Annotated in this window: 20 protein-coding genes; 13 read left to right on the forward strand and 7 right to left on the reverse strand. The window is 58.9% G+C overall.

Features of this window, described 5'->3' with window-relative positions; all coding sequences use genetic code 11:
- Positions 1-151: 151 nt before the first annotated feature.
- Together slmA and ACIPF8_RS14465 are read right to left on the reverse strand one after the other, a co-directional pair.
- Entirely contained in the window at positions 152-727 is a 576-nt protein-coding gene (slmA, locus tag ACIPF8_RS14460; protein ID WP_400422023.1) for a nucleoid occlusion factor SlmA, read from the reverse strand.
- Positions 728-894: 167 nt separating this feature from the next.
- Positions 895-1,590, reverse strand: coding sequence for an HAD-IA family hydrolase (locus ACIPF8_RS14465; RefSeq protein ID WP_400422026.1), 696 nt, complete (start codon positions 1,588-1,590; stop codon positions 895-897).
- Between the two features lie 148 nt (positions 1,591-1,738).
- Between ACIPF8_RS14465 and ACIPF8_RS14470 the strand changes: the two genes are divergently transcribed.
- From ACIPF8_RS14470 to fnr, 3 genes are all read left to right on the forward strand, one after another.
- Positions 1,739-2,656, forward strand: a complete 918-nt coding sequence (locus ACIPF8_RS14470; RefSeq protein ID WP_400422029.1) for a TraB/GumN family protein — start codon at positions 1,739-1,741, stop codon at positions 2,654-2,656.
- Between the two features lie 110 nt (positions 2,657-2,766).
- Positions 2,767-3,855, forward strand: a complete 1,089-nt coding sequence (locus ACIPF8_RS14475; RefSeq protein WP_400422032.1) for a fatty acid desaturase — start codon at positions 2,767-2,769, stop codon at positions 3,853-3,855.
- A 90-nt stretch (positions 3,856-3,945) separates the two neighbouring features.
- Positions 3,946-4,698 carry a fumarate/nitrate reduction transcriptional regulator Fnr gene (gene fnr, locus ACIPF8_RS14480; RefSeq protein WP_400422034.1) on the forward strand — a complete coding sequence of 251 codons (753 nt, stop codon included), beginning with the start codon at positions 3,946-3,948 and terminating at the stop codon, positions 4,696-4,698.
- 23 nt (positions 4,699-4,721) lie between these two features.
- On the opposite strand, the gene hemN is transcribed toward fnr, so the two are convergent.
- Complete coding sequence (hemN, locus tag ACIPF8_RS14485) at positions 4,722-6,140, reverse strand: oxygen-independent coproporphyrinogen III oxidase (protein ID WP_400422037.1); 1,419 nt, start codon at positions 6,138-6,140, stop codon at positions 4,722-4,724.
- A gap of 192 nt (positions 6,141-6,332) precedes the next feature.
- On the opposite strand from hemN, the gene mnmC reads away from it, so the two are divergent.
- Positions 6,333-8,132: an FAD-dependent 5-carboxymethylaminomethyl-2-thiouridine(34) oxidoreductase MnmC gene (mnmC, locus tag ACIPF8_RS14490; protein WP_400422039.1), complete on the forward strand. Its 1,800-nt coding sequence runs from the start codon at positions 6,333-6,335 to the stop codon at positions 8,130-8,132.
- Between the two features lie 52 nt (positions 8,133-8,184).
- Here mnmC and ACIPF8_RS14495 read toward each other — a convergent pair whose 3' ends face one another.
- The gene (locus ACIPF8_RS14495) at positions 8,185-8,502 is read right to left on the reverse strand and encodes a YXWGXW repeat-containing protein (protein WP_400422042.1); all 318 of its coding nucleotides are present in this window, start codon (positions 8,500-8,502) and stop codon (positions 8,185-8,187) included.
- A gap of 268 nt (positions 8,503-8,770) precedes the next feature.
- Between ACIPF8_RS14495 and ACIPF8_RS14500 the strand changes: the two genes are divergently transcribed.
- Complete coding sequence (locus tag ACIPF8_RS14500) at positions 8,771-10,390, forward strand: NAD(P)/FAD-dependent oxidoreductase (protein ID WP_400422044.1); 1,620 nt, start codon at positions 8,771-8,773, stop codon at positions 10,388-10,390.
- A 96-nt stretch (positions 10,391-10,486) separates the two neighbouring features.
- Here ACIPF8_RS14500 and ACIPF8_RS14505 read toward each other — a convergent pair whose 3' ends face one another.
- On the reverse strand, positions 10,487-10,849 hold the full coding sequence (locus tag ACIPF8_RS14505) for a hypothetical protein (protein ID WP_061534747.1): 363 nt from the start codon (positions 10,847-10,849) through the stop codon (positions 10,487-10,489).
- A 136-nt stretch (positions 10,850-10,985) separates the two neighbouring features.
- Between ACIPF8_RS14505 and ACIPF8_RS14510 the strand changes: the two genes are divergently transcribed.
- The 7 genes from ACIPF8_RS14510 to ACIPF8_RS14540 all read left to right on the forward strand — a co-directional run bounded on the left by ACIPF8_RS14510 (position 10,986) and on the right by ACIPF8_RS14540 (position 19,485).
- A complete protein-coding gene (locus ACIPF8_RS14510) occupies positions 10,986-11,555 on the forward strand; it encodes a hypothetical protein (protein ID WP_400422046.1) in 570 nt (189 codons plus the stop codon).
- A gap of 208 nt (positions 11,556-11,763) precedes the next feature.
- On the forward strand, positions 11,764-12,171 hold the full coding sequence (locus tag ACIPF8_RS14515; RefSeq protein WP_400422049.1) for an ExbD/TolR family protein: 408 nt from the start codon (positions 11,764-11,766) through the stop codon (positions 12,169-12,171).
- A gap of 47 nt (positions 12,172-12,218) precedes the next feature.
- The gene (locus tag ACIPF8_RS14520) at positions 12,219-12,917 is read left to right on the forward strand and encodes a TonB family protein (RefSeq protein WP_400422052.1); all 699 of its coding nucleotides are present in this window, start codon (positions 12,219-12,221) and stop codon (positions 12,915-12,917) included.
- A gap of 60 nt (positions 12,918-12,977) precedes the next feature.
- Positions 12,978-15,371, forward strand: coding sequence for a TonB-dependent receptor (locus ACIPF8_RS14525; protein WP_400422055.1), 2,394 nt, complete (start codon positions 12,978-12,980; stop codon positions 15,369-15,371).
- A 153-nt stretch (positions 15,372-15,524) separates the two neighbouring features.
- Positions 15,525-16,175: a MotA/TolQ/ExbB proton channel family protein gene (locus ACIPF8_RS14530; RefSeq protein WP_400422058.1), complete on the forward strand. Its 651-nt coding sequence runs from the start codon at positions 15,525-15,527 to the stop codon at positions 16,173-16,175.
- A 31-nt stretch (positions 16,176-16,206) separates the two neighbouring features.
- The gene (locus ACIPF8_RS14535; RefSeq protein ID WP_400422059.1) at positions 16,207-17,937 is read left to right on the forward strand and encodes a bifunctional metallophosphatase/5'-nucleotidase; all 1,731 of its coding nucleotides are present in this window, start codon (positions 16,207-16,209) and stop codon (positions 17,935-17,937) included.
- A 330-nt stretch (positions 17,938-18,267) separates the two neighbouring features.
- Positions 18,268-19,485, forward strand: a complete 1,218-nt coding sequence (locus tag ACIPF8_RS14540) for a phospholipase D-like domain-containing protein (protein WP_400422061.1) — start codon at positions 18,268-18,270, stop codon at positions 19,483-19,485.
- Positions 19,486-19,549: 64 nt separating this feature from the next.
- Here the strand turns inward: ACIPF8_RS14540 and ygiD are convergent, their stop codons facing one another.
- Positions 19,550-20,347, reverse strand: coding sequence for a 4,5-DOPA dioxygenase extradiol (ygiD, locus tag ACIPF8_RS14545; RefSeq protein WP_400422063.1), 798 nt, complete (start codon positions 20,345-20,347; stop codon positions 19,550-19,552).
- Between the two features lie 34 nt (positions 20,348-20,381).
- On the reverse strand, positions 20,382-20,786 hold the full coding sequence (locus ACIPF8_RS14550) for a DoxX family protein (RefSeq protein WP_400422066.1): 405 nt from the start codon (positions 20,784-20,786) through the stop codon (positions 20,382-20,384).
- Between the two features lie 169 nt (positions 20,787-20,955).
- On the opposite strand from ACIPF8_RS14550, the gene ACIPF8_RS14555 reads away from it, so the two are divergent.
- On the forward strand, positions 20,956-21,870 hold the full coding sequence (locus tag ACIPF8_RS14555; RefSeq protein WP_400422068.1) for a LysR family transcriptional regulator: 915 nt from the start codon (positions 20,956-20,958) through the stop codon (positions 21,868-21,870).
- Positions 21,871-21,940 lie beyond the last annotated feature (70 nt).

A 21,940-nucleotide genomic window follows, 5' to 3' on the forward strand; every position in this document is an offset into this window, starting at 1 on the left:
CGCAGATGTTAGCAGGGTACTGAGTTGGCGGCTGCCAGTGTAGCTTTTCGACTACCACCAGACAAGCAGGCCAGACCACAACGAGACATGCAAAATCGGGGAAATTCGGCGAAATCGCATCCAACGGGATGGACTCAGCCGAACAACATCATTACACCAGCATCAGGGCGATCTGTTGCGCAGCGTCGTCACCCGGCTTGTGCTGGAAACGGCTCTTGGCGAAACGCTGCCAGCGGCCCAGCACGAAACTGGTCAGGATGTTGGCGCGCAGCGTCGCTTCGGCTTCGTTCGCTTCGCCTTGCGAAGCGGCGAGCCGCAGCGCCTGCTTCAGCGCCAGCTCGATGCGATCGACAAACTGGTTCATGCGCAATTGCAGGCGTTCGTCTTCGTTGACCAGCGCATCGCCGATGATAACGCGCGTCATGCCGGGATTGCGCTCGGCGAAATTGAGCAGCATCAGGGCGATCGCCTGCGCCTGGTGCAAGCCTTTTTCCTGCTGCTCGGTGATCTGGTTGACCAGACCGAACACGGTCGATTCGATGAATTCGATCAGGCCTTCGAACATCTGCGCCTTGCTGGCGAAGTGCCGGTACAGCGCCGCTTCCGATACCTCGATCTTTGCAGCCAGCGCGGCCGTGGTGATTTTTTCACCCTTGGGCTGTTCCAGCATTGTCGCCAATGTCTGCAGGATTTGTAGTTTGCGTTCGCCAGGTTTGCTAGTTGCCATGATTTTTATTTTAGTAATGGATCGAATCGATCGAGATAAAGAAAACGAAATTGCCACGCTGCCTGCCGTTGTTGCACTCCCTGCAACGCCCAGGCTTTCGCCTGAGTCGGCCGGCATCGCCGTCATCGACGGCAAACCCGGAATGGTAGACGTTGAACGGCTGAATTTCAACGTAACCGATGCAAATTCCTTGCCAGCTGCCGGACGGATTTTACTTTGACATCGACGTAGCCGGGGCGCTTTATCACATTCCGATTGCCCCCCAGGTACTGCGTCACCCACGCCGTGCGCATGCCAACCCATTTGGCCGCCTTCAGCGTAGCGATCGTATCCTCCACCAGAATGCAGCGCCCGGCCGGCACGCGCTCCCGCGCAATCAATTGCCGCAACATGTGGCGCGACGGCTTCGGCCGCAACTGCCGGTGCACGTGCATCGACTCAATCGAGATATGCTTGCCGAAATGCCGTTGCAGGCGCAAATGCCGCATCACGTCGCTCGAATAACGCTGCGGCGCATTGGTCAGCAGTATCTTGCGGCCGGGCAGCCGCTTCAACAAATTGATCAAGCCGCGTTCGGCCCGAATCATACTCAACAAATCGTCGAAATGATGCGCTTCCCGCAAAAAATCCTCCGGCCGCACCTGATGATGCTTGACCAGGCCCAGCAAAGTCGCGCCATAGCGCCGCCAGTAAGTCTCCCTGGTAGCATTGACCGTGGCGGCGTCGGCATCGACGCCGCCACTACCCAGCGTGCGCGCCATGAATGCATTCATATTGTCATGGATCGCCGGAAAAATCGCGTGCGATGCATCATGCAGCGTGTTGTCCAGATCGAACAGCCAGAGCGCTGTAGTATTCGTCATTCGTTTGTGTGCCACTGTTTTGCCGGAAACGGGAAGCGTTGATCAAGGGGGAAGTGTGTTTCGTCAGATTATAGTGATATTGGGCTTAAGCGCCGCATTACTCAACAGACTGTCCAGCCCGCTGCGGCGATGGCAGCTGGGGCGGCTGATGCTGCCGCTGGGCCTGGGCGCTTTGCTGAGCGCGACCTGCCCGGCCGGCGCCAGCGACACTGCCGCACCTGCCAAGCCACCGACGGCAACCAGCCGCCAGGGCGGCGCCCTGTTCAAGATCCAGCGCAACGGCCACAGTGCCTATGTGTTCGGCACCATCCACGTCGGCCGCGCCGATTTTTATCCGTTCGACGACAAGGTCTTGCAAGCCCTACAACATTCGTCAAGCATCGCGCTGGAGATCGATCCGAACAATACGCAGGCGCTGGCGCCGTTAATGGCCAAATACGGCGTCTATGCCGACGGCAAGTCGCACCAGCAAGACCTGCCGGCCGCATTGCAAAAGGATCTCGACGCCTTGCTGGAAAAATACGGCATGACGCCGGCCTCTGTCGCCAACTTGAAGCCATGGCTGCTCGCTTCCCTGCTCGGCATCGGCGAATACACCAGCCAGGGCTATCTGCCGCAATACGGTGTCGACACCACGCTGGCGAATTTCGCCAAGAGCAACAACAAGCGCCTGGTTGAGCTGGAAACACCGGAACAGCAACTGTCCTTGCTGGGCAGTCTGTCGGACGCCGAACAAATTGAATTCCTGCAGGACAGCGTCGATGAAATCCAGGACCCGGTCAAGGCGCAGCGCTCGCTGCAACTGGTCACCCTGTGGCGCAACGGCGACACCGACGGCCTGGCGGCGATGCTGGCTGAGATGACCAGCGAAGACACATTTACCAGCCGCTTCGTACAGCGTGCATTGCTCGATGGCAGGAATCCTGGCCTGGCGGACGGTATCGACAAGCTGACCAACGCCGCGCCGGGCGCCTTCGTCGCCATCGGCATGCTGCACCTGGTCGGCGCCAACAGCGTGCTGACGCTGCTGCGGCAACGCGGCTATACGGTGCAACGGGTTTACTAGGAGCAATCTACGCCGCTATCCGGCGAATCTTTGATCGAAGTCAACGTTTGAACCCGGCAAATCACCTAAGATCGGCCGGCGTCTATCTCTTCATTATCAAAGGTTTGTCCATGATTCCGTCCCACTTGCCCGATCCGGTACCGCCGTCGGCACCTATGCCGCATCGCAAGGTGATCCGCTCCTGGCTGCTGCCTATCGCACAACGCGACACCGGCCGCGCACTGGCCCTGGTGCTGCTCGACCTGGCCCTGTTTGCGCTGGCGATCAGCGCCACTGTGTGGTTGCAGAATGCAGCAGCAAAATTATTTTTCGGCTGCGTCGCCGGCTTCATCATCGGCCGCCTGTTCATTCTCGGCCACGATGCCTGCCATCAAAGTTTCACGCCGCACCGGCGCCTCAACCGCTGGCTCGGGCGCTTGGTGTTCCTGCCGTCGCTGACGCCGTACAGCTTGTGGGATGTCGGCCATAACGTGGTGCACCACGGCTACACCAACCTGAAAGGTTTCGACTTCGTCTGGCATCCGCTCTCGCTGGAGGAGTTCCAGGCGCTACCGCGCTGGCGTCAATGGCTGGAGCGCATCTATCGCAGCGGCTGGGCCCCGTGGTTGTACTACCTGGTCGAAATGTGGTGGCAGCGCATGTACTTTCCGAACCGCCGCACCATGCCGACCCGGCGCCCGGTATTCGTCTGGGATGGCGTGCTGGTAACCGTGGCGGCGCTGCTCTGGATCGCCATGCTGAGCGCCGCCGCGCTGGCCACCGGGCAAGCGCTCTGGCTGACTTTGCTGGCTGGTTTTGCGGTGCCGTTCCTGTTCTGGAACGCGATGATCGGCTTCGTCGTGTACGTGCACCATACCCATACCGGCGTTGCCTGGTACGACCAGAAAACCGTGTGGGCAGCGGCGCAGCCGTTTGTCTCGACCACCGTGCACCTGACCTTCCGCTATCGCATCGGCGCGTTGCTGCATCACATCATGGAACACACCGCGCATCACGTCGACATGAGCATCCCGCTGTATCGTTTGCAGGAAGCGCAGCAGATCCTTGAAACCATGCTGCCGCTGCGCATCGTGATCCAGAAATTCTCGTGGCGCTGGTATTTCGATACGGCGCGCCGTTGCAAACTCTACGATTTCCGCCGGCGCTGCTGGACCGACTTTGCCGGCATACCAACCAGCGCGGCCACAATTGTCGCCTGATTTGGCCGGATAGCGGCAAATCGCAGGTGCGTAGCGGTAGAATGGCGTGTCGTGGCAAGTGCAACGCCACGCCTTCTACCGGACCGCGCAATGAATCAACCGTCACACCGTCCCGTACCGCTACTGGACATCTCCGCCTTACGCAACAGTTGCTCCTCGTGCAGCATGCACCAGCTTTGCCTGCCGATGGGGCTGGAAGAAGCCGACATGCAACGTCTCGACCACATCATCGGCCGTCGTCGCGTGCGGCGCGACGAAACCCTGTACCGAATCGGCGACAAATTCAGCTCGTTGTATGCCGTGCGGGTGGGACAGTTCAAGACTTACCAGGCCAATCCCGATGGCGCGCAACAGATCACCGGCTTTCAGATGAGCGGCGAACTGTTGGGCATGGATGCCATCAGTACCGACACCCATCAATGCGATGCGGTGGCGCTGGAAGATAGTGAAGTATGCGAAATTCCCTTCTCGCGCCTGGAAGAATTGTTCAGCGACATCCCGACGCTGCTGCGCCATTTCCATCGCATCATGAGCAAGGAAATCACGCGCGAGCAAGGCGTCATCCTGTTGCTCGGCAATATGCGCGCAGAACAGCGCTTCGCAGCATTCCTGGTGAACCTGTCGGCGCGCTATGCTGCGCGCGGCTATTCCGCGACCAATTTTCAATTGCGCATGACGCGCGAAGATATCGGCAACTATCTCGGACTGACCATTGAAAGTATCAGTCGCATGCTGTCCAAATTGAAGAAAGACGGCATGCTGAAAGTCAGCAACCGCGACATTGAGTTGATCGATTTGGCGGCCCTCAAAATAGTGGCGACCGGCAGCGAAATCTGTAACTGATCCAAACTCGAATCAAATTCGAATCAAATGGTTTTCGAATAGCGCAACGGCGATTTTCCTGGATCCAGATAGCGGTCGAACACCATGCAGATATTGCGGATCAGCAGGCGCCCTTTCATGGTGACGGTAATCCATCCATCGTCCAGATTGAGCAAGCCATCCGCAGCGAGCAGTTCCAGCTGCGCCAGTTCGCTGGCGAAATATTCTGAAAACTTGATCGGATGGGCGATCTCGATCGATGCCAGCGACAGTTCGAAGTGGCACATCAGATGCTGGATGATCAAGCGCCGCAGTAAATCGTCCATGCTCAACTTGATGCCGCGCGCAACCGGCAATTCGTGCCGGTCGAGACGCTGGTAATACGCTTCCAGCGTCTTCTCGTTCTGGCTGTAGCTGGCGCCTACGGCGCTGATGGCGGAGACGCCGCAGGCAACCAGATCCGCTTCAGCGTGCGTCGAATATCCCTGGAAATTGCGATGCAGGCGACCCTGCCGCTGCGCAATCGCCAGCTCGTCATCCGGCTTGGCAAAGTGATCCATGCCGATGTAAACATAACCGGCATCGGTCAGGCGCTTGATGCACAGGAACAGCATGTCGATCTTGGCGTCCGGAGTCGGCAGCTCACTCTCATTGATGCGCCGTTGCGGCTTGAAAATGTGCGGCATGTGCGCGTAGTTGTAGATCGCGATGCGATCCGGCGATGCCGCAATCACCTTGTTCAGCGTTTGCGACATCGAGATCACATTCTGCCGCGGCAAGCCGTAGATCAGGTCGATGCTGACTGACCGAAAACCTGCATAACGCGCAGCATCGATTATCTGCAACGTATCTTCTTCAGGCTGGATGCGGTTGACCGCCTGCTGTACCGCCAGGTCGAAATCCTGCACACCCAGGCTAATGCGGTTGAAGCCTTGCCGCCGCAAAGTAACGATGCGTGCCGGCGTCACCGTGCGCGGATCGATCTCGATCGAATATTCGCCCTGCTCGTCCGCTGCGAACTCGAAGTTGCGATGCAGGTGCGCCATCAGTCCATCCATCTGGTCATCACTCAGAAACGTCGGCGTACCGCCGCCGAAATGCAGCTGCTCGACCTGATTCATCCCTTCGAACAAGGCCGCTTGCATCGATATCTCGCGTTGCAGGTAAGTCAGGTAGAGAGCCGCCTTGGCGGTATTTTTGCTGACCACTTTGTTGCAGGCGCAGTAATAGCAGATGGTGTTGCAGAACGGGATGTGCAGGTAGAGCGACAGCGCATGGCGCGCGCCCATGTCGCGGCGATGCGCAACTGCCTGCTGATAATCGTCGGCCGTGAACGCTTCGGCAAAGCGGTCTGCGGTTGGATAGGAGGTGTAGCGCGGTCCAAGCTGGTTGAGCTTGCGCAGCAGGGAGGCATCGAAAGAAACTGCCGCAACGGCAGGCGTCGATTCATTGGAAATCAGCATATACAAGCTCCGGCAATTGGATGCGCCAGCGACTTGCGCTAACCACATCGACCAGGTCAAGCGTATCCTGCGCAGGCGGCAAGCGCTTTGACATAGATCAACTGGGCGCGGCTCTTGCCGATGTCTCGTATGAGTATTGCGCGTCGATACTGCATATAATCCGGTCTTATCCACTTGTCACACCGCCACCCCATGCCTGCAAGCCACAACGCAACAGCACTGCCAGATCACCGCTTCCTCTGGAGCGGGCGGCAGCGCTTTGTATTGCTGGATAGCGAGTTTGGCGACGGCGCGCATTTTCTTGCTGCCTGGCAGGCTTGGCGCGATGATCCTCAACGACCGCCTCGGCTGCATTACCTGGCGTTGGCGCCGCACATGGCAACCATGGAAGATGTGCAACGAACCTGCAGCCGGCAGCCGGCATGGCAAGCGCTGTCGGCCGAACTGTGCGCCTCATGGCCCGCAGCACTCCCTGGATTTCACCGCTTGCTTCTGGAACGCGAACAAGTAGTGCTGACGCTGATGTGCGGCGACAGCGCCGCCTGTTTGCGGCAAATCACCGCCAGCGTTGATGCCTTCCATCTGCATGGGCATAGCTGGCAGGACTGGTCGCTGTCGACGTTGGGCACGCTGGGAAAACTGGCCGGCAAACATGCCAGTCTCACGCTTCCAACTACCGACGACGCACGACGCAAGAGACTTGAACAAAGCGGCTTCGCATTTGGCAACGACGCCCCTGGCGCCGATGGCATGCTGCATGCAGAGTTTGCACCGCGCTTCACCGCACGCACACCACTGACAGCCGCGCGTCCGCACAGCGAGCGCCATGCGATCGTCATCGGCGCCGGGCTGGCCGGCAGCGCCGCCTGCCAACGCCTGACGCGACGCGGCTGGCGCGTCACGCTGGTGGAAAGCCACGCAGCACCGGCGCAGGAAGCATCGGGCAACAGCGCCGGCATTTTCATGCCGCTGCTGTCGCGCGACGACAACCCTAGCTCACGTCTGAGCCGCAACGCCTACCTGTTTGCGCAACAGGTGTGGCGCAACCTCGGCGGCATCGGCCAGGCGTTCAGCGGCGCCGCCTGCGGCGTCCTGCAGATTGCCCGCGACGACACCCATGCCGAAGCACAACGCCAATTGGCCGCACACTGGCGCTATCCGGCCGAATTTGCCGAATGGCTCGAACAACCCGCCGCATCGCGCGCGGCGGGTTGTCGGGTCAACGCCGGTGGCTGGCACTTCCGCGCCGCCGGCTGGGTGCAGCCGGGCAGCCTGTGCCAAGCCTTGCTGGACGATTGCGGCACTGCGCTGCAATCCCATTTTGGACAACGCGCAGCCAGCCTTGAACGCATCGACGACGAATGGCTGCTGCGCGATTCGCATGGCGTGAAGATTGCCAGCGCGCCGGTAGTCATCCTGGCCAACGCTTGCGGCGCATTGAGCTTTCGGCAGGCGCAAGACCTGCCGTTGACGGCGATTCGTGGCCAAATCACCCATCTCGACGCGGCCAGCGTGCCCGCCATCGCCCCGGTATTATGCGGCGAAGCCTACCTGACGCCAGCCCACGGTGGCATCTGCAGCAGCGGCGCGTCGTACGACGAAGATGATCAACCGACGCTGCGGCAAGCCAGCCAGGACGATAATCTGACGCGCCTGGCAAGGATGCTGCCGGACTGGCGTCATGACAATTTGCCATTGCGCGGACGGGTCGGCTTTCGCTGTGTGGCGAGCGATCGTTTGCCATTGGTGGGAGCGTTGCCGGACGGCGATGCAGCAAGCCCTGTGCGCGAGCCAAAATTGCATGACTTGCCGCGCCTGCCCGGACTCCACAGCCTGCTCGGCTACGCCTCGCGCGGCTTGATCTGGGCGCCGCTGGCAGCGGAAATACTGGCGGCGCAGCTGGATGGCGAACCGCTGCCGCTGGAAAGCGAACTGGCGGCGGCACTCGATCCGGCGCGGTTTTTACTCAAAAAGCAACGTCGCGCCGGGTAACGCTACATGAAAAAAGGCGCCCGAAGGCGCCTTTTGTATCAGTGCAAACGACTTAGCGAGCCCACTGATTCGGCCTGAACTGCCAGTCACCGCGCGGACCGCGTTCCCAGCGTGGCGGCACATAGCGGTAACCCGGCCGCGCCCTGATCCACGAACCAGTCATCCACACATGGCGACGGCCGTCCCAGCGCCAATAACCCGGCGCCCAGACAAAACCGCGACGTGGCGGCGGCACCACTTCATAGCGTGGCGGCGGCGGCTGGCCGATCTGGACATTGACATAGGCCTGCGCCTGCGCAGGGCTCATTGGCGCCATCAATCCAGCGCCCAAGGTCAGCAAGCTGACGCATAAAATGGATTTGATCTTCATCGACTACCTCCTGATTCATTTAAAAACTTCGAGCGACGATTAAATATAGGTCATAAATATGCGGCTACTTGTAATTTTGTGTTTCCAAAAGATACAGGCTCCAGGCCCTCCCGAATCGCCCGCAGGGCTGCCACGGCGCCGCCCCTAAGGTAAAATGGCGCTCTGCCGGACGGCATTGTCGTTTTACAAAATAATTGTGGGGCAACGCAGGAAAGTTGCCGCAGCGCGACGCCAGACCCGAAACCCCACCTGACTTCCCGGAATACCCATGTTGCGATTGAATGAAGTACAACTCCCCCTCGACCACCCGGAAGACGCGCTACACAGCGCGATCCTGGAACGCCTGGGAATCGGCGCCGAAGCCATGCTTGGTTACACGATTTTCCGCCGTAGCTACGATGCGCGCAAAAAATCCGCGGTCATCCTGACCTACACCGTGGATGTCGAGTTGAAGGATGAAGCTGAAGTGCTCAAGCGCCTGGCGCGCGACCGCACCGTGATGCCGACGCCGGATACCAATTACCACTTCGTGGCGCAAGCGCCGAGCCAGTTGAAATCGCGCCCAGTGGTGATCGGCACCGGTCCTTGCGGCCTGTTCGCCGGCCTGATCCTGGCGCAGATGGGCTTCAATCCGATCATCCTGGAACGCGGCAAGGCAGTGCGCGAACGCACCAAGGACACCTGGGGCCTGTGGCGCAAGCGCGAGTTGCAGCCAGAATCTAACGTCCAGTTCGGCGAAGGCGGCGCCGGCACTTTTTCCGACGGCAAGCTGTGGACCCAGATCAAGGATCCCAAGCATTACGGCCGCAAGGTGCTGACCGAATTCGTCAAGGCCGACGCGCCCGAAGAAATCATGTACGTCAGTAAGCCGCACATCGGCACTTTCCGGCTGGTCAAGATGGTCGAGCAGATGCGCGCCACCATCGAAGCGTTGGGCGGCGAATTCCGCTTCCAGCAAAAGGTGGAAGACATCACCATCAAATCCGAAAACGGCCAGGGCCAGGTACAGGCCGTGGTGCTGGCCAGCGGCGAGACCATCGTCACCGACCATGTGGTGCTGGCGATCGGCCACAGCGCTCGCGACACCTTCCAGATGCTGTACGACCGCGGCGTCTACATCGAAGCCAAACCGTTCTCGCTGGGCTTCCGTATCGAGCATCCGCAATCGCTGATCGACCGCTGCCGCTTCGGCCCCAGCGCCGGCAATCCGATCCTCGGCGCGGCTGACTACAAGCTGGTGCATCATGCTGAAAACGGCCGTGCGGTTTACAGTTTCTGCATGTGCCCAGGCGGTACTGTAGTCGCCGCTACATCGGAGCCGGGCCGCGTCGTCACCAACGGCATGAGCCAGTATTCGCGCAACGAACGTAATGCCAATAGCGGCATCGTGGTCGGCATCACGCCGGCTGACTATCCCGGCCATCCGCTGGCTGGCATCGCCTTCCAGCGCGAGTGGGAATCGCGCGCCTTCGAACTGGGCGGCGGCACTTACGACGCTCCCGGCCAGCTGGTCGGCGACTTCCTCGCCGGCCGTCCATCGACCGCGCTCGGTTCGGTGATCCCATCCTACAAACCCGGCGTGCATCTGGGCGACCTCAGCACCGCGCTGCCGGACTATGCCATCACGGCCATGCGTGAAGCATTGCCGGCATTCGACAAGCAAATCCGCGGCTTCGCGATGGCCGATGCGGTGCTGACCGGCGTCGAAACCCGCACTTCGTCACCGATCCGCATCAAGCGTCACGACGACAATCTGCAAAGCCTGAACACTACCGGCTTGTTTCCGGCTGGCGAAGGCGCCGGCTATGCAGGCGGCATCATGTCGGCGGCGATTGACGGCATCCGGGTGGCGGAAGCGGTGGCGCTGAGCATACTGGGGAAAAATTAAACGATCGGATTTGGATTTTTCGATTGTTTGCAGCAAAAAAAAACGCCAGTTCAAGCTGGCGTATTTTTTTTAGAAATCCAATCTACGATGAACGGGCTACTTGCTGGCGTCGCGCGTTGCCTGCACCAGACATTTCGACAATTTGTCGAAATGCAGCCAGGCGGCCTGGCTCAACTCGATCTGCTTGCGGCGCGTATCGTCGGTATCGCTGAGGACGATCCAGCCTTTTTCGCGCATCGATTTCAGGCGCGCATGCAGCATGGCCGGCGAACCGAGTTCGCTTTGCGCCATCATGTCGCGCACGGACAGGCGTTCCTTGGCTTGTCCGGCGCGCGCCACGAAAGCCAGGATGCGGTCTTCCAACGGGTCCAGCGATGGCAACGACGGCAAGCCGCGCAAGGCATTCGCCAGTTGCAGAAAACGCACGTAAATATCGGCGGGGCGATTATGTTTGTCCATGGCTACTTTATCAACTCTGTAATGTGGAACAGTCTGGTAGCGCTCTTAAATTTGTATCGATGATACTCGTCATTTAACAACATTCGCAAGTATCTTTCCTGCGCGCATACGGATACTTCGGTAATATACGCGCGCCATGTCCTCCACTTCGTCTCCTGCCGCGAAATTGCACCTCAGCCTGATGACGGTCAGCACCACCGTGGTCGTCTACATGCTGGTCTACATGGCAAATGACTGGCTGTTCAAGCAAATCGAGTTTACACAAGGAATCGCCTGGGTCTATCTGCCGGCCGGCATACGGCTTATTTGCACCTTGCTGTTTGCCGAATCCGGCGTGCTCGGCATCCTCATCGCTTCGCTGCTGACCTCCAGCATCTATGCCATATTTCCCGGCGATCCAGTCACCACTGTCGGCTATAGCGTGATCTCGGCGCTGGCGCCCTATCTGGCTTATCGCTTCACGCTGCAGGAGATGCGCCTGCAACGCTCGTTAAGCAATCTGACAACCACTCGCCTGCTGGCCTGCATCCTGTTGTATGGCTTGACCAATCCATTGTTGCAGCTGATGTGGTTCGTCATGCGCGGCATCTCCTATCATTTCTGGTCGGGCCTGATCGTGATGTCGATCGGCGACCTGACCGGTTCGCTGATCGTGGTCTACGCGATCAAGATTCTCCTGTCCTTCTTCCCACTGCCCCGCCGTTAATCATTTGCAATCGTTCGCACGGCAATAACGCGCAAGCACGCCGATGCGTTGCGCGACGCATGCGCGTGGTGCTGCGACCACATGCGCCGTAATTGAAACCGATTGTAATACTGACGAAATATTTCGTCGTTATCCTGCCGCACAGTTATAGAAATTATAGCGATCAAACAGATCGCTATCTCTGCAAATATTCAACTGGAGTGCGGCAATGCGTAGTTGGGACGAACCAAAAAAGCGGAAAGCCCGCGTCGAAATTATTCCGATGATCGACGTGATGATGTTCCTGCTGGTGTTTTTTGTATTGATCAGTCTCAACGTGATTCCCGCACTCGGCCTGAAAACCCATTTGCCGAGCGCCAGCAGCTCGCAGGATTTGAAACCGCAAAACAAGGCCGTCATCACGATCGGCTTGAACGATGCACTGCAGGTCGATGGTGTCGACACCAAAATCGGTGAGCTGACGACGCGCCTGAATCAAGCCAAGAAGGACGGCGAGAAACTCAACGTGATCGTCAATAGCGACCGCGGTGTCGAGGTGCAGCGCCTGGTGGAAGTCATGGACAACCTGAAGCAGAACGGCTTCGAGTCGATCTCCATCGCTACCCGCAAGCCGTAAGCCCAGACATGACGACCATGCCGTTTTTTTATCGATTCCGAGATGCGGTGGCAACGCTGCCGTCGCTACTCATACTCGCCATCCTGATCCTTGCCGGCGTCCAGAAGGCCGTGAAGATCCAGGCGCACACGGACGATTCCACAGTGCAGATTGCGTTGACGGAACCAGAGCCACCGGTGCCGCCCGTGGTAACACCTGTGACGCCGACACCGCCTACGCCAACACCGCCGCAGATTGTGAAACCGGTTCCGGTGATACAACCGGTGCGCCCTCAGCCAGTGCCGCAACCGACAGTCAGCCCGGCGCCGGTCAGCACTCTGCCGAGCGCTGAAATGGCTGCTCCGGCTCCAGCGCCAGTGCCGACCCCGGCGCCGCCAAAAGCCGTCGCCGCAGTACCGACGCCGGCACCGGAAGCGCCGCCCGTCAAGCCGAGCAACGCCAGCATCGAGTCCGGTTATGTCGCCAAATTACGTGCACACCTGAACAGCATCAAGCGCTATCCGACAGGGCGCGAAGCCAGCCAGCAAAAGCCGCAAGGCAAGGTCAAGGTCTGGTTTGTCCTGAAGCGCGACGGCACGCTGGTTGAGCAAGGCATCGACGAGTCATCGAACTCCATGCTGCTTGACGACGCGGCCCGCAAAACCATCAACAGAGCTGCTTTTCCCGCTTTTCCCGAATCCAGCTGGACCGGAGAAGCGACACACCGATTCAGCGCCGAGTTGGAGTTCGTCCCGGGGGCGGGATGATTTTTGAAACACGCACTTTTTAATCACTTACAACACCGAAAACGTACAGGGAGTAATGCCATGCAATTCAAAGTCACCCGGCTGTCACTGCTGATCTCCGGGTTATTCATCGCCGCCAGTCCGCTGGCCTATGCTGCCGACACCACTGAAGTCGGCAAGGTCACCGTGCAGGGCGATGCCAACGGCGGTCAAAGCACCGGACTGATCCAGCAGGAAGAAACGCCGAAAGCGCGCAGCTCGGTCAATCGCGATTACATGGACAAGCAAAGCACCACCAGCAATCCATACCAGATGATCAACCTGCTGCCGGGCGTGAACTCCTACGACCAGGACGGCACCGGCCTGTTCGGCGGCAACGTGCGTGTGCGCGGTTTCAATAGCGATCAATTGGGCTTCACCATCAACGGCGCACCAGTCAACGATTCCGGCAGCTTCGCCGTCTATCCACAGGAATACACCGATGCCGAAAACCTGTGCGACATCTTCGTCACGCAAGGTTCGACCGACACTGAAGCGCCGCACGTCGGCGCCTCCGGCGGCAATATCGGCATGACCATGTGCACACCGGAAGACCAGCAACGCTTCCGCACCGAATACACATTCGGTTCCAACAGCCTGCAAAAGGGCTATGTGCGCTTCGATTCGGGCAAGATTTTCAACGACCGCTTCAAGTTCTTCCTGTCCTACTCGAAAACCCAGGCTGACAAGTTCAAGGGCGAAGGCCGTGCCGACAAGGAACACGTCGACTTCAACAGCAAATTTGACCTCGGCGGCGGCAGCTATGTCGACACCGGCTTCATGTACAACTCCGCCATCAACAACAACTACCGTTCGCTGACCAAGGCGCAGATCGCCCAGTACGGCCCGAACCTGGATTTCGGCACTGTCGCTCCGGTGCATCAACCAGGCGGACCAGGCGCGCAAAACGATTCGACTTACGGCCCGAATGCCGGCATCAACACCGGCGCCAAGAATCTGTACTACGGCTACAACCTGAATCCGTTCAAGAACTGGCTCGGCACCATGAATGCCCACTTCCAGCTGGCGCCGACATCGAGTATCGATGTCAGCCCCTACATGTGGTACGGCTTCGGCACCGGCGGCAACCAGTTGCAGACTGTCACTGAAGGCAATGCCGGCAACCTGTTGGGCGGCGGCGTGCGTGATGCCAACGGCGACGGCGACACCAAGGACACCGTGTTTGCTTATGAAGGCAGCCGCACCCGCACCTATCGTCCAGGTGTGACGATCAAGTACAACCAACAGATCGACAACCACAAGCTGATGGTCGGCTACTGGTATGAGCGCGCACGTCATCAGCAAACCGGTCCATACACGGCGATCGACAACAACGGCGACGCTTCCGATGTCTGGCTCAATAATCCAAGCGCATGGTTGAAAAACCAGAACGGCTCCTACGTGCAGTATCGCGACACGATGACCATCAGCACCGGCAAATCGGCGTTTGCGCAAGACAGCATCAGCCTGCTGCAAGACAAACTGAACCTGCAGGTTGGCGCGCGCTATTCGAGCATCGACCGCGACTTCACCAACAATCCGAGCCAAAGCTCGCCAGGCTTCTACACCTTGCAGAAATCGTATTCCGACCTGCTGCCTAGCTTCGGCGCACGCTATCAGCTGGACCAGGTGCAATCGGTGTTCTTCAATGCGGCCAAGAACTTCAAGGCGCCAGGCAATTTCTCGTATTTCAACCTGATCTCCGGCGGCACCATCGTCAACGGCGTATACACCGGCGGCACCGTTCGTCCTGTACCGGTCGACAAGGAAACCTCGTGGAACTACGACCTCGGCTACCGTTACGCTGCTGACAAATGGACGTTCTCCGGCTCGCTGTTCTATATCAACTTCAAGAACCGCATCGCCACTTCGTACAACCAGGACACCAACAGCAATACCGATTACAACGTCGGCGATTCAACCTCCAAGGGCCTGGAACTGGAATCCGGTTACTCGATCACCAAGAACCTGAGCCTGTACGGTTCGCTCTCTTACATCAAGAGCAAAATGGACAGCAATATGCAGTACTCGGCGACTGCGACATTGCCAACCGCCGGCAAGGAATTTCCTGATACGCCAAACTGGCTGAGCGGCATGAGCCTGCAGTATGCGCAAGACAGCTGGTACGTATTCGGCCAAGCCAAATACACCGGCAAGCGCTATACCACGCTGGTCAACGACGACAGCATCGGCGGTTACACCGTATTCAACGCCGGCGCAGGGTATACCTTCCCGTCGTCGACCTGGTTGAAAAAGCCGACGATCAAATTCAACGTCAACAACATTTTTGACAAGCAGTTCCTGAGCCTGAGCTCCGGCAGCGGCAGCCAGTTCACCACGAACTCCGTGGCAATCGGCAGCATCGCGGCATCGGCGCCGTCGTTCTATGTCAGCCCACCGCGTACCTTCAGCGTGTCGCTGATCGCGGATTTCTAATCAAGTTGTAGCAACCCCGGCGGTGGACTTCGGTCTACCGCCATTAACACAAGGGATCTCCAAAACCGTAGCGAACGCTGCAATGTCAAGATGGCAGCGTGCAGCAGGTTTTACGAGGTCCCGACAAGTGCATTCGTGCGCAGAGAGGCCACCATGAACATGCAATTATTCCACGAGCTCGCTTTCTACCTGATGTACGCCTGTGCCGCCCTGGCGCTATTCGTGATTGTGGAACGCGGTCTATTCTTCAATTACACGCTGCGCCAGGCCATCGGGCTGGAAAAAGCCATGACCCATGCGGTCCAGCACGTGCAGGAACTGCCGGCCGAATTGACGGCGCGCGGCAGCTTGCCGCTGACGCTGGTGTCCGACATCCTGGCAGAAAAGCATCAACTGACCAGCGAGAAGGATCTCGAAGATTTCAGTGAATCCGTTTACATCGCCAACCGTGGCGAAGTGCAGCACCGCCTGTGGATCCTCGATACCATCGTCACCGCGGCGCCACTGCTTGGCCTGCTTGGCACGATTTTGGGTATTATCGATACCTTCAAGGCATTGGCGGTATCGGGTGTATCCGATCCAGGCCAGGTATCGCAAGGTATCGGCACCGCGCTGTATGCGACTGCGTTGGGGATCGGCATTGCGGTGGTCGGCATGTTCTTCTTCAACATGTTCCAGGAGCGGATCGAGCGCATCAACGATCACCTGAAAGTCTTGATGTTGCGCGCCTGCGTCGGCCGCTTGGCTGACAACGGCAACAAAGCGGCAATTGCGGCAGAAGCCGGCAAATTGCATCTGGCCTGATGACATTTTATTTGAGGATTGGTTGAACTCCATGCGCGCAATATCTATTGGCCGTACCAAGTTATTGTGCTGCGTGGCAGCGACGTTGCTGGGTGCTTGCAGCAGCTTGCCAAACGCCCCGGCCAGTGCGCCGGTAGAGATCAACCTGGTCGCCATCAATGACCTGCACGGCCACCTCGAAGCCGAAACAAAGAGCTTTGCCAGCGTTGCCGACGCTGTCGGCGCCACGCCGCGCAAGCTCAAGGTCGGCGGCATCGACACCATCGGCGGCGCCCTCAATGCCTGGCGCGCTGAAGATCCACAACTGCTGCTGGTCGGCGCCGGCGACCTGATCGGCGCCAGCCCTGCACTCTCCTCGATCTGGGCCGACGAACCAACCATCTCCGCCCTCGGCCAGCTCGGCCTGCGCGTCAGCTCCGTCGGCAACCATGAATTCGACCAGGGCAGCGCAGAGTTGCTGCGCTATCAAAACGGCGGCTGTAACTCCACTCGCCCCGACAAGGCTTGCCAGTTCGAAGCCCATTATCCTGGCGCGAAATTTTCCTACCTCGCCGCCAACGTGATCGACAATGCCAGCGGCCGGCCGATGCTGCCGCCCTATCGCATCGAGCAAGTGCGTGGCGTCAAGATCGCATTCATCGGCAGTGTCGTGCGCGAGACTGAAAAAATGGTCTCCGCCGACGGTATCGCCAACGTCCATTTCATCGACGAGGCCGAGGCCATCAACCGTTGGGTGCCCGAGATCAAGGCGCAAGGCGTCAGCGCCATCGTGGTCCTGATCCATCAGGGCGGCGAAACCAAGGAACCGTTCGACAAGGTGGCCTGCAGCCAATTGCAAGGCCCGATCGTCGACATCGTCAAACACCTCGATCCAGCCATCAAGCTGGTGATCAGCGCCCACAGCCACCAGGGCTACACATGCCAGGTCGACGGCCGCACCGTCACGCAAGGCGAATCGTTCGGCCACATGCTGACCCGCATCAGCCTGACCATCGACCCACGCGTTGCCGACCTGCCTGGAAAAATTACCGCGATCCACGCACACAACGTGCTGATGGATACGCAACGCTTCACTCCCGATCCGGCGCTGTCGGCGTTCCTGCAAAAACTCAAGGCGCGCAGCGACGTAGTGCTGGCGCAGCCGATTGCGCGCATCGCAGTGCCGCGCATCGATAACCATATCAACGAAGCCGGCGAATCGCCGCTCGGCGACGTGCTGGCCGATTCGCAGCTGGCGGCCACGCGCAAGCTCGGTGCGCAAATCGCCATGACCAATCACAAGAGTATCCGCGAAAGCCTGGAAAGCGGCGCCGCCGGCACCAATTACGCGCAGGTGGCGGCGACAACGCCGTATGGCAATACGCTGATCCTGCTGACGCTCACCGGCAGCCAGATCCAGGCCTTGCTGGAACAACAAAGCTGGCTCGACCAGGATCGCCAAGGCGGCCGCGTCATGCTGCAGGTTTCACACGGCTTGAGCTATCGCTGGGACGCCGCCAAACCGCTCGGACAGCGCGTGCTGCCCGGCAGCATCAAGCTGAACGGCGTCGCCTTGGATCCGCGCGGCCAATACCGCGTCAGCGTCAACAGCTTCATCTCACAGGGCGGCGACGGTTTCAGTTTGCTGACCCAAGGCGCAGATCGCGTCGACACCGGCATCAACGACCTCGATGCATTGAGCCATTACCTGATCGCCAGCGAGCACGATGGCCATCCGGCCGGCAGCGCCCAAACAGCCGGTCGCATCGTGCGCGTTCACTAATGAGAATTTCTAAAAAAGCGACAAAACCGTGGTCTGGTTTTCATCGCGCTTAACAAGCGCAGCTAACTGGGGTCAGAGTGAACTTTCTGCGTGCTTTTTGCAGAAACTTCACTCTGACCCCACTTAGCGGGCTACGGAGTACATGCTTCATCCTTTGAAAACAACACCATGAATGCGCTCTGTCTTTCTCCGAATCCGTCATGTGGGGTCAGAGTAATTTTCGCAAGAGGCCGCGAAAAAAAACTCTGACCCCAGATGACTCTGCCCGTTTTCTATGGCTATGTCGTGAATTATAAAACTCTCAATAATTTAATTTTCCCGGATTACCCAATGCGTAAACTGATCGTCTCGATTGCCATCCTGCTTGGCTATGGCACTGCCGCCCATGCCGAGTTCGGCATCCCCGGCTATGAACTGGTGCATACAGTGCCAGTTGAAACCGCGCTGGCCACGCCCGATCTGCGTGAACCGCTGCAGGTCTGGAGCGAAATGTTCGACAGCGCCAAGCACGATATCGTGCTCGGTCAGTTTTATGTCGCCAGCCAGCCCGGCGCAGCGTTCGAGCGCGTGATCGAGCGGCTGGCCGCCGCCGGCGCGCGCGGCGTCAAGATCCGCTTCCTGATGGAAGAAAAAGGCAAGTTCGCCTCCGATATGCCGACCATCGAACGCCTGAAGAAAATTCCCAATCTGGAATTCCGCTATCTCGATTACTCCAAGCTGACCGGCAATGGCATCATCCATGCCAAATACATGGTGGTCGACGGCAGCGCTGCGTATGTCGGCAGCCAGAATTTCGACTGGCGCTCGTTCGCCCACATCCACGAAACCGGTTTGCGCATCACCGATCCGGTCGTGGTCGCCCAGGTACAAAATATTTTCGAGCATGACTGGCATGCCCAGGAATTGATCGCACAAGGCCAGCCGGTGCCACGCCTCAATCAAACCACAGTAGCCGCCAACGACCAGCAAGCGACATTCCTGGTGGCCAGCCCGAACGCCTTCAATCCGCCCGGCGTTGGCGACTCCGAAACCGAGCTGCCGAAACTGCTGGCTGCCGCCAAATCCGAAGTACGGATCCAGCTGCTCGACTACGCGCCGCTCAGCTACGGCCCCAATCACACGCGTCCTTATTACGCGGTGATCGACGATGCGATCCGCAGCGCATTGGCGCGTGGCGTCAAGGTCAAGCTGATGGTGTCGAACTGGAATACCGAGAAACCGGCGATTGATTATTTGAAGAGCCTGGCGCTGTTGCCCGGCATGGAGATCCGGATTGTGACGCTGCCGCAGGCGAGCAGCGGCTTCATTCCATTTGCGCGGGTGATCCACAGCAAGACCATGGAAATCGACGGCCAGGTGGCCTGGATCGGCACCAGCAACTGGAGCGGGGGTTATCTGGATAATTCGCGCAACCTGGAAATCGTGCTGCGCAACGAGAAGATGGCAAAGCGGATTGCCGAGCTACACCAGCAAACCTGGGACTCGGCGTATGCCCAGCCGATCGATGTGATGAAGGATTATCCCAAGCCGGTCAAGGGCAAGGAATAATCCTGGATGTCGATAAGCGCTGTTCATTCTTATCGACTAGAGCCACTCAAACAAATCAAACAGATCAGGCCGTCCCCACCACCGCAGTCAGCATGCTGATCGAGCCGATATCGATGCCGTCCACCGCAATCGAAATCGCCTCGTCATCCTGCTTGGCGCCGGCAATGTACAACAGCGGCAGATAATGCTCCGGGGTCGGCACCGACAATTGCGCATCGCGGCCCTGGTCGGCGTAATCAATCACCGCCTGCAGATCGCCCTTCAGCAATGACTCGCGGATGTGGTCGTTGAAACGCAGCGCCCAATCGTGCGCCGCGGCGGGGCCGCCGCGCGTCATCAGGCGCAGGTTGTGCACCACATCGCCGCTGCCAATGATCAGCACGCCCTGCTCGCGCAGCACCGCCAGTTTGCGACCCAGGTCGAAATGAAACTGCGCCGGCTGCGTGGCATCGATGCTCAGCTGGATCACCGGCACATCGGCCTTCGGAAAAGCCTTGACCAGCACCGACCAGGTGCCGTGATCCAAGCCCCAGGATTGATCCATCGTCACATCGAGCGGCGCCAGCAAATCACGCACCTGCGCAGCCAGCGCTGGATCGCCGGGCGCCGGATAGCGCACGTCGAACAAGGCTTGCGGGAAGCCGCCGAAATCGTGGATGGTTTTCGGCTGCGGCATGGCCGTCACACCGATGCCGCGGGTGTACCAATGCGCGGAAATCGACAGGATCGCTTTCGGCTGCCGCAGCGCCACGCTGGCGCCAAGTTGTTCCCAGGCGGCGGTATAGCGGTTGTCTTCCAATGCATTCATCGGGCTGCCGTGACCGAAGAAAATCGCCGGCATGCGGGTGGCGCTTGTGCTCATCTTGATCTCTTTCTAAAAAATTCCTGCAATGTGCTTATTTTGCCTTGCTCAACGCAAACGCGCCGTTACCCAGCAGGGCGATGGCAATCGCGGTCACTACCATGAATGCCGGATATTCCCAGCCGCCGTTCGGGCTGGTAAATACCCAGCCGTTCGGAGCATGCACCGACAAAGCACCGAGCAGCACCGGCAGCGAAATGACAGCGGCAATCCTCGCCTGCAATCCCAGCAGCAGCGCAATACCAGTCAGCACTTCAACCGCCACCACAGGGTACACCGACCAGCCTGGAAAGCCTTGGCTGACAAAAAATGCAGCGGCGCCTGGCAGCGTGAAGATAAACACTTTCAAATAGGCGTGTGCCAGCAGCGCAATGCCCAAGGTCAGGCGCAGCAGGGTGGCGGCATAAGCGCCGGTGTCGATGGTTTTTGTCGTAGTCATGATGTTCTCTTCTTGATATTGGTTAAAAGCCGGAGCCATGCGCGTTTTGCGGGCAATAACTCGATGATTTGTTCATGGATCGGTTTTCACTATATATTCTTCCAATTGAAAGAAAAATACGATTTTCTTGAAATGTTATTTCCGAATTCCAAAACAATAAGGGTCGCCGATGAACCTGTTTGAAGCGATGAAAGTGTTTGTCAAAGTGGCCGAGGTTGGCAGTCTGTCGGGCGCTGCGCGCATCCTGGACTTGTCGAATCCGTCGGTGACGCGGCATATTGCCGATCTGGAAACCTATCTCGGCGCGCGCCTGCTCAATCGCAGCACCCGGCGCCTGAGCCTGACCGATACCGGCAGCGCCTATCTGGAACGGTGCCGCCAGTTGCTGGCCGACCTGGAACAGGCCACGCTGGCGGCCGGCATGCACGCGGCCAATCCGAGCGGCGTGTTGCGCATCAATGCGCCGGTATCGTTTTCGGTCAATCATCTGGGCCGGCTGCTGCCGTTGTATGCGCAGCGTTATCCGAATGTCGAGCTGGACGTGACGCTGTCGGACCGGGTTGTCGACCTGGTCGAGGAAGGCTTCGACCTGGCGATCCGCATCGGCAAGCTGCAAAACTCCAGCCTGGTGATGCGCAAACTGGCGCCGGTACATGTCCTCACCTGCGCTGCCCCGGCCTACCTGGAACAGCATGGCGTGCCGCAGCATCCGGACGACCTGGCGCGGCATGCCTGCCTGACCTATGCCTACACCCAGCCCGACAATGAATGGCGCCTGCAACGCGACGGCAAGGTGCATACGGTACGCATCGGCGGCGGCTTGCATTGCAATAATGGCGACCTGCTGCTGGCGGCGGCGCTGGCCGGCATGGGCATCATCCGCCAGCCGACCTTCATCATCGGCGACGCCATCCGTGCCGGAAAACTGCAGCCATTGCTGACCGACTACCGTAGCGATCAGTTGGCAGTGCATGCGGTCTACCCAAGCCGGCAGCACCTGTCCGCCAAGGTACGCACTTTCGTCGATTTCCTGGCGCAGCAATTCGGCGAGTCGCCGGAATGGGATCGCGACTTGCCGATATGATAAAAAAAGGCCGCTGATGCGGCCTTTTCAATATCCTTCAATGTTAGCGCTTACTAGCGCGCTAACGTAC

This window comes from Collimonas sp. NPDC087041 (assembly GCF_044745265.1).
In the GTDB taxonomy this organism is placed as follows: Bacteria; Pseudomonadota; Gammaproteobacteria; order Burkholderiales; family Burkholderiaceae_D; genus Collimonas.